This window comes from Rahnella aquatilis CIP 78.65 = ATCC 33071, from assembly GCF_000241955.1.
In the GTDB taxonomy this organism is placed as follows: domain Bacteria; phylum Pseudomonadota; class Gammaproteobacteria; order Enterobacterales; family Enterobacteriaceae; genus Rahnella; species Rahnella aquatilis.
The window spans coordinates 824297-838857 of the sequence record NC_016818.1 but is presented as its reverse complement, the minus strand read 5'-3'; the positions used below and the strand labels follow the sequence as shown (position 1 = coordinate 838857).

The 14561-nt window shown below is 52.8% G+C and carries 14 protein-coding genes; all 14 read left to right on the top strand.

What is annotated here, in order from left to right; genetic code table 11:
• Positions 1-318: 318 nt before the first annotated feature.
• The 14 genes from RAHAQ2_RS03830 to emrA all read left to right on the top strand — a co-directional run bounded on the left by RAHAQ2_RS03830 (position 319) and on the right by emrA (position 14554).
• Positions 319-1971, top strand: a complete 1653-nt coding sequence (locus RAHAQ2_RS03830; RefSeq protein ID WP_015695980.1) for an ATP-binding protein — start codon at positions 319-321, stop codon at positions 1969-1971.
• Complete coding sequence (locus tag RAHAQ2_RS03825; protein WP_015695979.1) at positions 1964-2677, top strand: response regulator; 714 nt, start codon at positions 1964-1966, stop codon at positions 2675-2677. The genes RAHAQ2_RS03830 and RAHAQ2_RS03825 overlap by 8 nt, the downstream gene beginning before the upstream one ends.
• 588 nt (positions 2678-3265) lie before the next feature.
• Positions 3266-4462: a glycine betaine/L-proline ABC transporter ATP-binding protein ProV gene (gene proV, locus RAHAQ2_RS03815; RefSeq protein ID WP_015695977.1), complete on the top strand. Its 1197-nt coding sequence runs from the start codon at positions 3266-3268 to the stop codon at positions 4460-4462.
• On the top strand, positions 4459-5646 hold the full coding sequence (gene proW, locus RAHAQ2_RS03810; RefSeq protein WP_015695976.1) for a glycine betaine/L-proline ABC transporter permease ProW: 1188 nt from the start codon (positions 4459-4461) through the stop codon (positions 5644-5646). The genes proV and proW overlap by 4 nt, the downstream gene beginning before the upstream one ends.
• Before the next feature lie 148 nt (positions 5647-5794).
• Entirely contained in the window at positions 5795-6793 is a 999-nt protein-coding gene (gene proX, locus RAHAQ2_RS03805; protein ID WP_015695975.1) for a glycine betaine/L-proline ABC transporter substrate-binding protein ProX, read from the top strand.
• Between the two features lie 24 nt (positions 6794-6817).
• Positions 6818-7813 (top strand): glycine betaine/L-proline ABC transporter substrate-binding protein ProX, encoded by a 996-nt coding sequence (proX, locus tag RAHAQ2_RS03800; protein WP_015695974.1) that lies wholly within the window; start codon positions 6818-6820, stop codon positions 7811-7813.
• Between the two features lie 117 nt (positions 7814-7930).
• Positions 7931-8113, top strand: a complete 183-nt coding sequence (locus tag RAHAQ2_RS03795; protein WP_015695973.1) for a type II toxin-antitoxin system HicA family toxin — start codon at positions 7931-7933, stop codon at positions 8111-8113.
• Between the two features lie 21 nt (positions 8114-8134).
• On the top strand, positions 8135-8566 hold the full coding sequence (locus tag RAHAQ2_RS03790; protein WP_015695972.1) for a type II toxin-antitoxin system HicB family antitoxin: 432 nt from the start codon (positions 8135-8137) through the stop codon (positions 8564-8566).
• Positions 8567-8730: 164 nt separating this feature from the next.
• Entirely contained in the window at positions 8731-9915 is a 1185-nt protein-coding gene (locus RAHAQ2_RS03785; protein ID WP_015695971.1) for an MFS transporter, read from the top strand.
• A gap of 174 nt (positions 9916-10089) precedes the next feature.
• Positions 10090-10851, top strand: coding sequence for an AzlC family ABC transporter permease (locus RAHAQ2_RS03780; RefSeq protein WP_015695970.1), 762 nt, complete (start codon positions 10090-10092; stop codon positions 10849-10851).
• Positions 10841-11179, top strand: coding sequence for an L-valine transporter subunit YgaH (gene ygaH / locus RAHAQ2_RS03775; protein ID WP_015695969.1), 339 nt, complete (start codon positions 10841-10843; stop codon positions 11177-11179). The genes RAHAQ2_RS03780 and ygaH overlap by 11 nt, the downstream gene beginning before the upstream one ends.
• Before the next feature lie 174 nt (positions 11180-11353).
• On the top strand, positions 11354-11875 hold the full coding sequence (gene mprA / locus RAHAQ2_RS03770; protein ID WP_015695968.1) for a transcriptional repressor MprA: 522 nt from the start codon (positions 11354-11356) through the stop codon (positions 11873-11875).
• 23 nt (positions 11876-11898) lie between these two features.
• On the top strand, positions 11899-13353 hold the full coding sequence (locus RAHAQ2_RS03765; RefSeq protein WP_015695967.1) for an efflux transporter outer membrane subunit: 1455 nt from the start codon (positions 11899-11901) through the stop codon (positions 13351-13353).
• 25 nt (positions 13354-13378) lie between these two features.
• Complete coding sequence (gene emrA, locus RAHAQ2_RS03760) at positions 13379-14554, top strand: multidrug efflux MFS transporter periplasmic adaptor subunit EmrA (protein WP_015695966.1); 1176 nt, start codon at positions 13379-13381, stop codon at positions 14552-14554.
• Positions 14555-14561 lie beyond the last annotated feature (7 nt).

Sequence of the window (14561 nt, the reverse complement as noted above, 5' to 3'; positions counted from 1 at the left end):
ACATTGCCTCTTTTTTCTGAATACTTTTCTTATTGAGGGTCTGAGCATATGAAAACAGCCGGTCAGCCGGATGTGAGGTTGTTCAAATTAAAATCGCAGGGATAAAGGTTGTTATGGTGTTTATGGTGTTAATGCACCCTGATTTATAAGGATTATAAGATTAGTAGTAAATACCGCTATTAACCCTGTTATTACTGTGTGAAATAATCATTATTTTAATCTTCTGTTCACAACTCCGATTCTCTGCGATTACGACTCACATTTCGCCGTGATAGGCTTATTGAATGTCTATCTCAGGTTCGCCTTGCAGCAGGTCGTATGAAATTCAGATTACCTTTTCAGGTAAAACTATTTTTATCTCTGGTGGTATTTTCCTGCGTGTTGCTGGCACTGCTCGGGGCTATTTTATTTCATATTATCGACCGCCAGTTGCATCATGATCTCGGTCAGCGAGCGCGGGTTCAGGCCAGCGAGATCGCGCTGATGCCGGGGCTGGCGCAGAAAGTTAAGACGCGGGATATCCCCGGTATCGCACAACTTATCCAGCCATTACGCGATAAAAGTGACGCCAGTTATATCGTTATCGGCGATACCCGCGAGCTGCATCTTTATCATTCCGAATCGCCGGAGCGCATAGACCTGCCGATGATTGGCGGTGATAACGCCGGTGTGCTGGCCGGTAAAACCATTATTTCTGTGCGTCAGGGCGGCATTGGCGTTTCCTTGCGCAGCAAAGCCCCGATTCTGGATGCGAATAATCAGGTGATCGGTATTGTCTCGGTCGGTTATCTCACGTCTTACATCGATAATATTAATGGCCGCCGTCTGGCGCAGGCCGGTTTATACGGTTTGCTGCTTTTATTACTGCTGTTTATTTTTTCATGGATGTTTACCCGCAACGTTAAAAAACAGATGTTCTGGCTGGAGCCCAAAGCTATCGCCCTGCTGGTTCGCCAGCAAAAAGCGTTGCTGGAAGCCATGTATGAGGGCGTATTTGCTGTTAACGCTGAAAAACAGCTGATTTTGATTAACCGTGCCGCACGCGAGTTACTGGATATCCGCCAGCCCGAAAACGAATTGCTGGGGAAACCGCTGGCGGAGGTACTGCATACGCCACCCGCATTTTTTACGCAAAGCGGGGTCAGTGAAAATAACAGCCAGCATGATCAGATTACGGTACTTAATCAGCGCCAGGTGATCGTCAATCGTGTGCCAATCGAACTTGAACCCGGTGCAGAAAGTGGCTGGGTATTCAGTTTCCGCGATAAAAACGACATTAATACACTGAGCAGCCAGCTGAGTCAGGTGAAACGCTACGCCGATAATCTGCGCATCATGCGCCATGAACAACTGAACTGGACCGCTACGCTGGCAGGCTTGCTGCAAATGCAGCGTTACGACGACGCCATGCACTATATTCAGGCACAGTCGCAAGGCGCGCAGGCGGTACTGGATTTCGTCTCGGCGCGCTTTACCTCGCCGGCGCTGTGCGGCCTGCTGCTGGGAAAATACGTCAGCGCGCGCGAAAAAGGTGTCGGGCTGAGTTTCGACCCCGCTTGTCAGCTAACCCGCATTCCGGCGACCATCAGTGAAACCGAACTGATGTCAGTGATGGGTAATTTGCTGGATAACGCCGTGGATGCCACGCTGAAAGCACTGACGCCACCGGCACCGGTCGAATTGTATATTTCCGACAGGAACCGTGAGCTGCTGATTGAAGTCGCCGATCAGGGCAGCGGTGTGGAAGACGAACTTAAGCCGCACCTGTTTGAACAAGGCGTCACCAGCAAGCCTTCCAGCGGGCAGGACGCCACAGGCGCAGAACACGGTATCGGCCTGTATCTGGTGGCCGGTTATGTCCGTCAGGCGGGTGGCAGCATCGAAATCTCAGACAACACGCCGCAAGGTACGATATTTTCAGTCTTTATCCCGTACCCGGCGGAAGCCTCAACAGGACAGAACCATGAATAACAGCAGCGCACTCGATGTCGTGATTGTGGAAGATGAGCCGCATCTGGCCGGTCTGCATCGTGACTTTATCGAGCAAAATTTCAATCTGCGCGTGGTCGGTATTGCGGCCACGCTGGAACAGGCGCGTTCCCTGCTGCGGCAGCATCAGCCACGGCTGATCTTGCTGGATAACTATTTGCCCGACGGTCAGGGGGTCGATTTGATCGACAGCCCGTTGCTGAAAAGCGTCGATTGCTCGGTGATTTTCATTACCGCCGCCAGCGATATGCAAACCTGTAGTCAGGCGATGCGCAGTGGCGCATTCGATTACATTATCAAGCCGGTGTCATTCCATCGTCTGCGCAGTTCGCTTGAACGCTTTATGCAACTGGTGCAAACCCTGCGTAATGTCAAAGTGGTTGATCAACGGGCGCTGGATAAACTGTTCAATCTGCCCGCTACCGATGCGCCGTCAGCGCCTTCCGCCAAAGGCATTGAGCCGAATACACTGGAACTGGTTCAGCGTGCTTTTACCGCCAGACCTGACGTCAGCTGGTCGGTCGAACAGGTGGTGGAAGAAGTTGGGATCAGCAAAACGACAGGTCGCCGTTATCTCGAATACTGTGTGGAAATTGGCTTTATCGCCGTGGAGATGCAGTACGGAAATATCGGACATCCGAGGCGCCTGTATCGAAAAATAGCCGATGACGGCAAACCATCTTCCTGATGCCGAATTCTGGCTGTTTCACTGGACGAATTTCACACTCTCTGCCGGTGTCATCACCGGCGAATTTCCGGCTTCCCCTGCCGGTTCAGACTATTATTTCACTGTGCATTCATCTTTCAGACAACCGGTAAATTCACGGCTTTCACATAAATCTGAAATCTCTATTTACACCTGTCAACACGCCGTGAGGGTTACGCATTAATTTCATTTAAATCACGCAATTATTACACCCCAAAATTTCGCTCAAACAAAAGTCATTAATTTCAATTAAATCATATAATTAATTATATTTACAGCGCATATTTCCGCCGGGGAATTAGGTAAAAACCTCAAACGAAGACACGCGGTAATTTGTCATTAATTGTCAACGCATGCTGAATGAAATTAACCACCGAAAATACAGATAAATACGTAACCGGAAAACCAACCATGAATATTCTCCGGAAACATTGAGACTTGTCTCAGAATTTCGATGTGTTAGGGTATAACGCGTTCACTATTTGGTAACAGGCAAAACCCTATACGGTCCAACACAAAAATTAGACATCGAGCCGATACGGCTATTTATATCCAAGGAATGCATATTGCATGGCAATTAAAATCGAAGTAAAGAACCTTTATAAGGTATTTGGCGAAAACCCGGATCGCGCTTTCAAGATGATTGACGCAGGCAAGGGTAAAGAAGAAATTTTTGAGAAAACAGGTCTTTCACTTGGCGTTAAGAATGCCAGTCTGGCCATTGAAGAAGGCGAGATTTTCGTCATCATGGGGTTATCCGGTTCCGGTAAATCCACCATGGTACGCCTTCTCAATCGTCTGATAGAGCCCACCCGCGGCGAAGTCCTGATCGACGGCGAAGATATCGCCAAAATCTCAGAAGCAAAATTACGCCAGGTACGCCGCAGCAAAATCAGTATGGTGTTTCAGTCTTTTGCGCTGATGCCACACCTGACCGTGTTGAACAACACGGCGTTTGGTATGGAGCTGGCAGGTGTGCCGGTGGAAGAGCGCAATGCCAAAGCGATTGATGCACTGCGTCAGGTCGGGCTGGAAAACTATGCCAACTCTTATCCGGATGAATTGTCCGGCGGGATGCGTCAGCGTGTCGGTTTGGCCCGCGCGATGGCCAACAACCCTGATATTCTGCTGATGGATGAAGCCTTCTCGGCACTCGACCCGTTAATTCGTACCGAAATGCAGGATGAACTGGTGAAGCTTCAGGCTCAGCATCAGCGCACCATCGTGTTTATTTCCCATGATCTGGACGAAGCCATGCGTATCGGCGACCGTATCGCCATTATGCAGGGCGGCGAAGTGGTGCAGGTCGGCACGCCGGAAGACATTCTCAATAATCCGGCCAACGATTATGTGCGCACCTTCTTCCGTGGTGTGGATATCAGTCAGGTCTTCAGCGCCAAAGACATTGCCCGCCGTCGTGGCGCGCTTATTCGTAAAACCCCCGGTTTTGGTCCCCGTGCCGCCCTCAAGCTGCTCGAAGATGAAGACCGCGAATATGGTTATGTGCTTGAACGTGGACAGAAATTCATCGGCGTGGTGTCGATTGAATCGCTGAAAACTGCGCTCAAAACCAATCAGCCGCTGGAAAGCGCCCTGCTGGAATCTCCGGCAGCCGTGCAGGCAGACATGCCACTCAGCGAACTGATTTCTCATGTCGCCGCCGCGCCTTGCGCCGTGCCGGTCATCAATGAGGACAATAACTATATCGGCATTATTTCCAAAGCCATGCTGCTTCAGGCTCTGGACAAAGAAGGGGGTAACGAATGAGCACTTCAACCATAACGAACACCATTACACAGCATGCACAGGCCGCTCAGACACAGGCTCTGGATCCTTCCGTGGATCCGTGGAGTGCCGATAACGCCAGTGGTGGTGTCGCGCCACAAGCTGACGCCGCGCCAGCCGATGCGGGCAGCAGTGATCCGTGGGGCGGCGGCAGCGATGCCGCGACCAGCACACCGGACGCCACACATCACGCCGCCGCCCAGACCAACGACTGGCTGAGCGTCGCGCCGGAACATCATCAGCATTTTAATATTCTCGATCCGTTTCACAGCACGCTGATCCCGCTCGACCGCTGGGTCACGGAAGGGATCGACTGGCTGGTGGGCAACTTCCGCCCGGTATTCCAGGGGATCCGCGTGCCGGTCGATTTCGTCCTGAGCGGTTTCCAGCACGGTCTGGAATCCCTGCCTGCACCGATTGCGATCCTGGTCTTCGCCCTGCTCGCCTGGCAGATGGCCGGTTTCGGTATGGGTGCGGCCACGCTGGTTTCGCTGGTACTGATTGGCGCAATCGGTGCCTGGTCACAGGCAATGGTCACGCTGGCGCTGGTTCTGACCTCGCTGTTCTTCTGTATCTTGATAGGTCTGCCGCTCGGTATCTGGCTGGCCCGCAGTCAGAAGGCAGCCAAAATTATCAGGCCGTTACTCGATGCCATGCAGACCACGCCAGCGTTCGTGTATCTGGTGCCGATCGTCATGCTGTTTGGTATCGGTAACGTGCCGGGCGTAGTGGTGACGATCATCTTCGCCCTGCCGCCGGTGGTACGTCTGACGATTCTGGGTATTAATCAGGTGCCGGAAGATCTGATCGAAGCGGCGAAATCCTTTGGTTCCAGCCCGCGTCAGTTGCTGTTTAAAGTGCAGTTGCCGCTGGCCATGCCGACCATCATGGCAGGTATCAACCAGACGCTGATGCTGGCGCTGTCGATGGTGGTTATCGCCTCGATGATCGCCGTAGGGGGTCTGGGCCAGATGGTACTGCGCGGTATCGGCCGTCTGGATATGGGTCTGGCGTCAGTCGGGGGGGCGGGTATCGTTATTCTCGCCATCATCCTTGACCGTCTCACCCAGTCGATGGGACGCGACAGCCGCAGCAAAGGCGGCCACCGCTGGTTCACCCGCGGTCCTGTCGGTCTGGTGATGAAACCTTTCACGAAGAAAGCCTGATTCACACACTGCACTTTTCCCGGCGGTTCGCTGCCGGGAACTCTCAAAAGCTAAAACAACGCAGTCCACTCTTACGTATTGATAAACAATCCTCAAAATCATTCGGGCGACAACTCAATGATGAAGAGGAAAAGAATAAGGGTTCACCATGCGCACAACATCTATTTGGGCACTAGCCCTGAGCACACTCGTCACATCCTCAACAACGTTCGCTGCCGATTTACCGGGCAAAGGCGTGGTCGTCAAACCGTTGCAAAGTACCATCGCGGAAGAAGCCTTTCAGACCGAACTGGTTAACCGCGCGCTGGAAAAACTGGGCTACGACGTTCAGCAAACCGGCGAAGTGGACTACAACGTCGCGTATACCGCCATTGCCAGCGGCGATTCCACCTACATGGCGGTGAACTGGGAGCCGCTGCAAAAAGACATGTATAACGCAGCCGGTGGCGACCAGAAGTTCTACCGTCAGGGCACCTACATCAGCGGCGCGGCACAGGGTTATCTGATCGACAAAAAAACCGCCGACAAATATCACATCCACGATTTGTCACAGCTGAAAGATCCGAAAATCGCCAAACTGTTTGATACCGACGGCGACGGCAAAGCCGATATGGCGGGCTGTAATCCGGGCTGGGTCTGCGATCAGGTGATCAATACTCAAATCAAAGCCTACGGCCTGAGCAATACCGTGACGCAAAACGAAGGCAACTATTCGGCCATTATCGCCGATACCCTCACCCGCTATAAGTCCGGCAAGCCGGTGTTGTACTTCACCTGGACGCCGTACTGGGTCAGCAACGAGATGAAACCGGGCAAAGACGTGGTCTGGCTGACTGTGCCGTTCTCGGCCAATCCGGGTTCGCAGAAAGATCTCGATACCACGCTGCCGAACGGTAAGAACTACGGCTTCCCGGTCAATAACGAACACATCGTAGCGAATAAAGCCTGGGCTGAGAAAAACCCGGCAGCCGCGAAACTGTTCGCCCTCATGAAACTCCCTCTGGCCGACGTGAATGCGCAGAACCTGCGGATGCATGAAGGGGAATCGTCTTCTGAGGATATCCGGCAGCACGTTGATGGCTGGATCAAGGCACATCAGGCGACCTTCGATGGCTGGATCAAAGAAGCTGCCGCCGCAGCAAAATAACGCATGATAAAAATCGAGGAATTTATGAAAAAGACAGGACTCTGGGCCGTTGCTGCCCTCACCACATTTGCAACAGTCACCTCATTCGCCGCCGATCTGCCGGGTAAAGGCGTCACCGTGACGCCCATCCAGAGCACCATCAGCGAAGAGACATTTCAGACTGAGCTGGTGAATAAAGCGCTGGAAAAACTGGGTTATGACGTCCAGCCGACACGCGAAGTCGATTATAACGTCGGCTACACCACCATTGCGGCCGGAGATGCGACATTCACCGCCGTCAACTGGTCACCGCTGCATGATGAAATGTACAAAGCCGCCGGTGGCGATAAAGTCTTTTACCGTGAAGGCACCTACGTGACCGGTGCGGCACAAGGCTGGCTGATCGATAAGAAAACCGCTGAGAAGTATCACATCACCAATATCGAACAGCTGAAAGACCCGAAACTGGCCAAACTGTTTGATACCAACGGTGACGGCAAAGCCGATCTGACCGGCTGTACGCCGGGTTGGGGTTGTGAAGCGGCACTGAATGAGCAGTTAAAAGCTTATGGTCTGGAAGATACCGTGACCCATAATCAGGGTAACTATTCTGCGATGATCGCCGACACCATTACGCGTTACAAAGAAGGAAAACCGATCTTCTATTACACCTGGACGCCGTACTGGGTCAGCAATGTCCTGATCCCGGGCAAAGACGTGTTGTGGATGCAGGTACCGTTCTCAGTAGTGCCGGGGGATAAAAACGCCGACACCAAGCTGCCAAACGGCAAAAACTACGGTTTCCCGGTGAGCACCATGCACATCGTGGCGAACAAAGCCTGGGCTGAGAAAAACCCGGCAGCGGCGAAACTGTTTGCCATCATGAAACTGCCTCTGAAAGACATCAATGCGCAAAACGCCGCCATGCATGCCGGTAAAAATTCAGAAGCCGATATTGATGCACAGACCGATGGCTGGATTAAAGCCCATCAGGAACAGTTCGACGGCTGGGTGAAGGAAGCGGCTGCCGCAGCGAAATAACGCAGTCACAGACTCAGTCAGACCCGCGGGCGGAGAGAAATCTCCGCCCGTTTTTTTGTGGGGTGATTGAGTTCGTGTGTATTCGTGTGTATAATTATTCCTCACCAGGGAGAGCTTATGAAATCGACGGAATTGATTAAAGCGCTGCTTGCAGCGGGTTGTGAACTCAAGCGTCACCGGGGAGGAAGTCATCAAATTTGGTGGTCACCCATCACCAACAAAACATTTCCCGTTCCCCACCCCAAAAATGATTTACCTGTGGGAACTCTCAAATCCATTATGAAAATGGCAGGGATATGATCCTGCAACCGGAGGTTGAATATGTTCTTTTCAGTCGGTCTTGAAACACCAAAAGATGACAAAACCGCCTACGGTATGGTGGTGCCTGCCTTTACCGCGTTTGATTACGGATGTTTTTCTGCAGCGGATACCCGTGAAGAAATCGGCCCTATGGTTCGCGAAGCCATCCTGATGACAGTAGAAGATTTGATCGACAGCGAACGTTTCGTGGTTGACGACATTTTCGACGCGGGCCATTTAGTCTATGCCGCCAGTCCCGAATATGCCGACTTCGATACCTGGTTTCTGATTGATATTGATCTCTCAGAATTCGAAGGGAAAGCACACCGGATCAATATTTCGCTGCCTGACACCCTGATCAAGCGCATTGATAATAAAGTTAAAAATCATCCGTCGTATCGCGACCGCAGCCATTTTCTGGCGATGGCGGCACGTAAGGAATTGCTGGCCTGACAATCTGGCAGCAGGAAACGCCTCCTGCTGCTTCCTTATTATTGCGTTTATTACAAAACCAGATAGTTGCCATTAAAACTATTCATTGGTTTAATATTTTGACCAAAACGATAATCGTCATTCGCCTTTCCCTGCTTCTTCAATAAGATCCGTTTATTCTCATTATGAAAAAAACTACAACACATTCTCCGCTCAGCCCGGCGCTGATTATTCTGATGGCGGTCGCCACCGGACTTGCCGTCGCCAGTAACTATTATCCGCAACCGCTGCTGGAAACCATCGCCCGCGCATTCAGCCTGTCGGTGAATCAGGCCGGATTTATTGTCACCGTGGCCCAGCTCGGTTATGCCTGTGGCCTGATGTTTATCGTACCACTGGGCGATATGTTTGAACGTCGCGGTCTGATTGTACTGATGACGCTGCTTTCTGCCGCCGGATTGCTGATCACGGCAATGGCACCGACGCTGACCATCATGCTGATCGGGACGGCGCTCACCGGACTGTTCTCGGTAGTGGCACAAATTCTGGTGCCGCTGGCGGCCACGCTGGCGGAACCTGAGCGTCGCGGTAAAATTGTCGGGCTGATTATGTCCGGCCTGTTACTGGGGATCCTGCTGGCGCGTACCGTCGCGGGGGCACTGGCATCGCTCGGGGGCTGGCGGACGGTGTACTGGGTCGCCAGTGCGCTGATGATCGTGATGGCGCTGGTACTGTGGCGCAAACTGCCTAAGCATCAGCAGAAAACAGATCTGAACTATCCGCAGTTGCTGAAATCCATTTTCACCCTGTTCATCTGTACGCCTGTTTTACGCACCCGTGCGCTGCTCGGTATGTTCTGTTTTGCCAACTTCAGCATTCTCTGGACCTCAATGGCGTTCCTGCTCGCAGGCCCGGCGTATCGCTATTCCGAAGGGGTGATCGGCCTGTTTGGTCTGGTGGGCGCGGCGGGTGCGCTGGCGGCCACCCGTGCCGGGAATCTGGCGGATAAAGGCAAAGCGCATCTGACCACGACAGCGGGTCTGATATTGCTGTTGTTGTCATGGGCTGCGATTGCATACGGGCAATATTCGGTGATTTCGCTGATTATCGGCATCATCATTTTGGACCTTTCGGTTCAGGGCGTACACATCACCAACCAAAGCGTTATCTATAAAACGATGCCGGAAGCGCGTAACCGTCTGACCGCGGGTTACATGACGACATACTTTATTGGTGGTGCAGTGGGGTCGCTGGTGTCGGCTTCAGCCTATCAGGCGGCGGGCTGGTACGGGGTCTCAGCAGCAGGCATCATCATGTGTCTACTGAATTTACTGGTCTGGTGGAAGGGCCATAAGTACACACTGGCCTGATAACATACGAAACTACATCAGGAGGGAACCATCACTCCTCCTGATTAGCTTGCGAATAGTCATTGAAGAAATTTATTTGAACCAAAGGGTGTCAACGATACTTACAGTCTGGTAATGTTTACGCCATGAATTATTTGCCGGCAACCATCCGGTTTCACAATGTTTCAAACACCCATGCAAACCAATCCAGATCTCGAAGCACCTGACCCCGTCCACGTTTCCACTTTCGCACAAGGTATTAACGATAGCCTGCCTATCGTGATTGGTTATCTGCCCATCGCTTTTGCATTCGGGCTTAGCGCCGTCAAACTGGGTTTTACACCCGCTGAAAGTCTGCTGTTTTCCATTCTCATCTACGCTGGCGCCAGTCAGTTTGTGATCACCGCGCTGCTCAGCGCAGGAATGTCGTTGTGGGTTTCCGCCCTGACCGTGATGGCGATGGATGTCCGGCACGTGCTGTATGGCCCGTCGCTGCGTAACCGTCTGGTGGGGAAACTCAATGGCAAAAAAACCGCGCTCTGGGCATTCGGCCTGACGGACGAAGTGTTCGCTGCCGCTACGGCCAAACTCATCCGTGATAAACGCAGCTGGAGTGAAAACTGGATGTGCGGCATTGCGTTGTCATCATGGCTTTCATGGGTTTCCGGCACCGCAGCAGGTGCGCTGTTTGGCAATGGTCCGCTGGAAAATTTCCCCGCCATCGAAGCCGCACTGGGATTTATGTTACCAGCGCTGTTCCTGAGTTTTTTGCTGGCAGCCTTTAAGCGCCGACAGAGCATGGTGTTTGTCGCCTCACTGGCCGGTGCGCTGGGCGGGCTGCTGTTCTGGTCGATTCCCGCGGCTATCGGCTGCGGTCTGAGCGCCGGGTGTCTCGCCGCCTTGCTGCAACGCCCCGACGCCCATTCTGCCACGGAGATCCCCTCAGATGAGCACTGATGTCATTCTGGTTTGTCTGCTCGTCGGCACCGTCAATTACCTGTTCCGGTATCTGCCTCTGCGCCTGGGTTCGCGGCAGAAATCAGGACTGAAAAGTGGCCCGTTATCCCGCGTGCTCGACAGCATTGGTATCGCTTCAATTTGCGCGCTGCTGGTGGTTTCAGGCACCCCTGAAATTCTGCGCGATCAGCAAAAGCTGCTGCCGTCGCTGGCGGGTTTCGCTCTGCTCGCACTGATTTTCTGGCGTACCAAAAGCATTATTATTGCCACCCTGACCGGTGCCGTCGCGTACGGTCTGGTGTTCAAGGTGATGCTGCTGGCAGGCTGAAGACTTTTTTTACCGCGAGGTAACAACCGGGCAAAGTCTGCCCGATACATTAAACATCGAATAATTCACCGGAGTTATGGATAACACTAATTGCTAAAGAATTGGTGATTCATGACATTGATATTATTAATTACCATCGTTACTATGTCATTCGTAACTAATGAGGCTTCTCATATGGACAGTTCGTTCGCGCCAATTGAAAACATGTTAAATTTCCGGGCTAAAAAGCAAAAAGATTTTCCTTATCAGGAAATTTTGCTGACCCGCCTGTGTATGCACATGCAAAGTAAATTGCTTGAAAACCGTAATAAGATGCTGAAAGCACAAGGAATTAATGAAACGCTGTTTATGGCGTTGCTCACCCTTGATGCGCAGGAAAGTCACAGCATTCAGCCTTCGGAGCTCAGCTCTGCGCTGGGTTCATCCCGCACCAACGCCACCCGTATTGCGGATGAGCTGGAAAAGCGCGGATGGATCGAACGCCGTGAAAGCGATAACGACCGCCGGTGCCTGCATTTGCACCTGACGGCTGACGGTGAAGCCTTTATTCAGAAGTTACTGCCGCCTCAACATAAGAGCCTGCACTTCCTCTGGTCGACGCTAGACGCAGATGAACAGAAGCAGTTAGAAACCCTGACGCGCAAACTGTTAACTCGCCTTGATCAGATGGATGCGACAGCACTACAACAACTCTAGATTTCAGTTCAGGTAAACCACACATGTCACTCCAAGCTCGCTGGAGGCTTACGCCGCTGTTTGCCGTTTTGATTTTGGCCGGCTGTGCCTCCGGTAATAATATTGCCCCTCAGTCGTCGCTGCTGGATACGCAACAGCTTCATCTGCAGCAGGCAAAAGTCAGTTCCCTGACTATCGGCCCTCAGTGGTGGCGCAGTCTTAATGACCCGCAACTCGATAATCTGATGACCACGACGTTGCAAAACTCGCCATCATTACGTCAGGCAGCCGCCCGGGTGCGCGAAGCGCAAAGTGTGATGGGAGAGGCCGATGCCGCCAATGGCCCTTATCTGGATCTGAACGGTTCAACGCGTCGTGAACGTGTGGCAAAAAACACAATCCCGCCGTTTCTGACCAGTTATCCCGAAGCGCCAATTTACGACAGCAGCAACAGCCTCGGGCTGAATCTGAGCTATGAGTTTGACTGGTGGGGTAAATACCGCAATCAGGTGAATGCCGCGAAAGCACAGGTCGATTCCGCCCGTGCCGAACAGGCTGAAGCCGCTCTGACGCTGACCAGTTCGGTGGCGTCAGCCTATTATCAGTTGCAGGCCAATCTTGCCTTGCAGGATATTCTGCAACACGAAGTGGACAATAATCAGCATCTGGCTGATTTGCGCAAAGCGCAATATCAGGCCGGTGTGTACGGCATTGAAATTCCGCAGCAAACCCAGGCACAGGCCGACAACGCGAAACAGCAAATCATCAATCTGAAGTCGCAAACCGAACAGCTGCGCCATCAGCTTTCCGCGCTGGCGGGACGTGGCCCGGATGCGATGGACGGGCTGCACGCCGTAGCATTGCCGTCGCCAGACGCGCTGGCACCTCAAGGTGAGCTGACGCTGGATTTACTCGGCAAACGCCCTGACATTGCCGCACAGCGTGATCTGGTGGAATCCTATTCCCAGAGCGTCAGCGCCGCGAAAAAAGAGTTTTACCCAAGCCTTTCTATCAGTGCCTTCGGTGGCCTGACGACCACTAACTTTGGTGGCACCAGCCCGAATCTTTTTGAAGCAGCCAGTAAAGCCTGGAATATCGCGCCGGCCATTTCGCTGCCGATTTTCCACGCCGGTGCGCTGCGCGCCAAACTGGGCGAAGAGTCCGCGTTATATGACCAGTCCGTTGAGTCGTATAACCAGACCATCCTGAACGCCATCCAGCAAACTGCGGATGCCATTACGGTCTCGAAAAGCAGCGTTGAACAATTGCAGCAGGCGTCTTCTGCCGCTAAATCGCTGGACGAGGTGTATCGCGTTTCAGATGCAAGATACAACGCTGGCGTCATCGGACGGGATGAGCTGTTAACCAGCCAGTCAGCGCTCCTGCAACAACAGCAGGCGCAACTCACTGCCAGCAGTCAGTTGATGCAGGCAAAAATCAGTCTCATCCGTGCGCTTGGGGGTGGCTATCAGGCCCCGGCAGCGGACCTAAAATCATAATAAAAGACTCAGTGTGGAGAAGACCATGAGCGCAAATGCCGATACTCAGGCAACGCCGCAAGCTCCGAAAAATAAGAAGAAAACGCGCAAAGTCGCGATGCTCTTGTTAACCGGGATTTTCATTATTATCGCCATCGCCTACCTGTTCTACTGGCTGCTGGTATTACGTCACTTCCAGTCTACCGACGATGCTTATGTGGCCGGTAACCAGGTGCAGATTATGGCGCAAGTGTCGGGCAGCGTGACCGACGTCAATTTCGACAGCACCGACTTTGTGAAAAAAGGTGACGTGCTGGTGACCCTCGATCCGACCGATGCAGAGCAGGCTTTCGAGCGCTCTAAAACGGCGCTGGCGAACAGTGTGCGTCAGACGCATCAGTTGATCATTAACGGTAAGCAATATCAGGCCAATATCGCGCTGCGTCAGACGCAACTGCAACAGGCGCAGACTGACCTTAAGCGCCGCATTGTGCTGGGTAATGTCGATGCGATTGGCCGTGAAGAACTGCAACACGCCCGTGACGCCGTCGATACCGCGAAAGCACAATACGATGTCGCCGTTCAGCAATACAACGCCAACCAGGCGATGATTCTGGATACGCCGGTCGATAAGCAACCGCAGGTTCTGCAGGCAGCCGCTCAGGTTCGTGACGCATGGCTTGCCCTGCAACGTACTAAAGTGCGCAGCCCTGTTGACGGTTTCGTCTCGCGCCGTGCTGTTCAAATTGGCCAGCAGATCAGCCCGACAACTTCCCTGATGGCCGTGGTGCCAGCGCATCACATCTGGGTCGATGCCAATTTTAAAGAAACCCAGCTCGCCAATATGCGTATTGGTCAGGTGGCAACCGTGGTCAGCGATATGTACGGCGACGACGTGAAATATCACGGCAAAGTGGTCGGTATGGATATGGGTACCGGCGGCGCGTTCTCGCTGTTACCGGCGCAAAATGCCACCGGCAACTGGATCAAAGTGGTTCAGCGCCTGCCTGTACGTATCGAACTCAACGATCAGGAAGTGGCTGAACATCCGTTGCGTATTGGTTTATCGACGCTGGTGACGGTGGATACTCAGAACCGCGAGGGTCTGGTGCTGGCCAATAAAGTCCGCAGCGAACCGCTGTATCAGACTTCAGCACTGACGCTGGATCTGGCGCCGGTTAACGCCATTATTTCTGACGTTATTCATGCCAATGCAGGCTAAAACATCC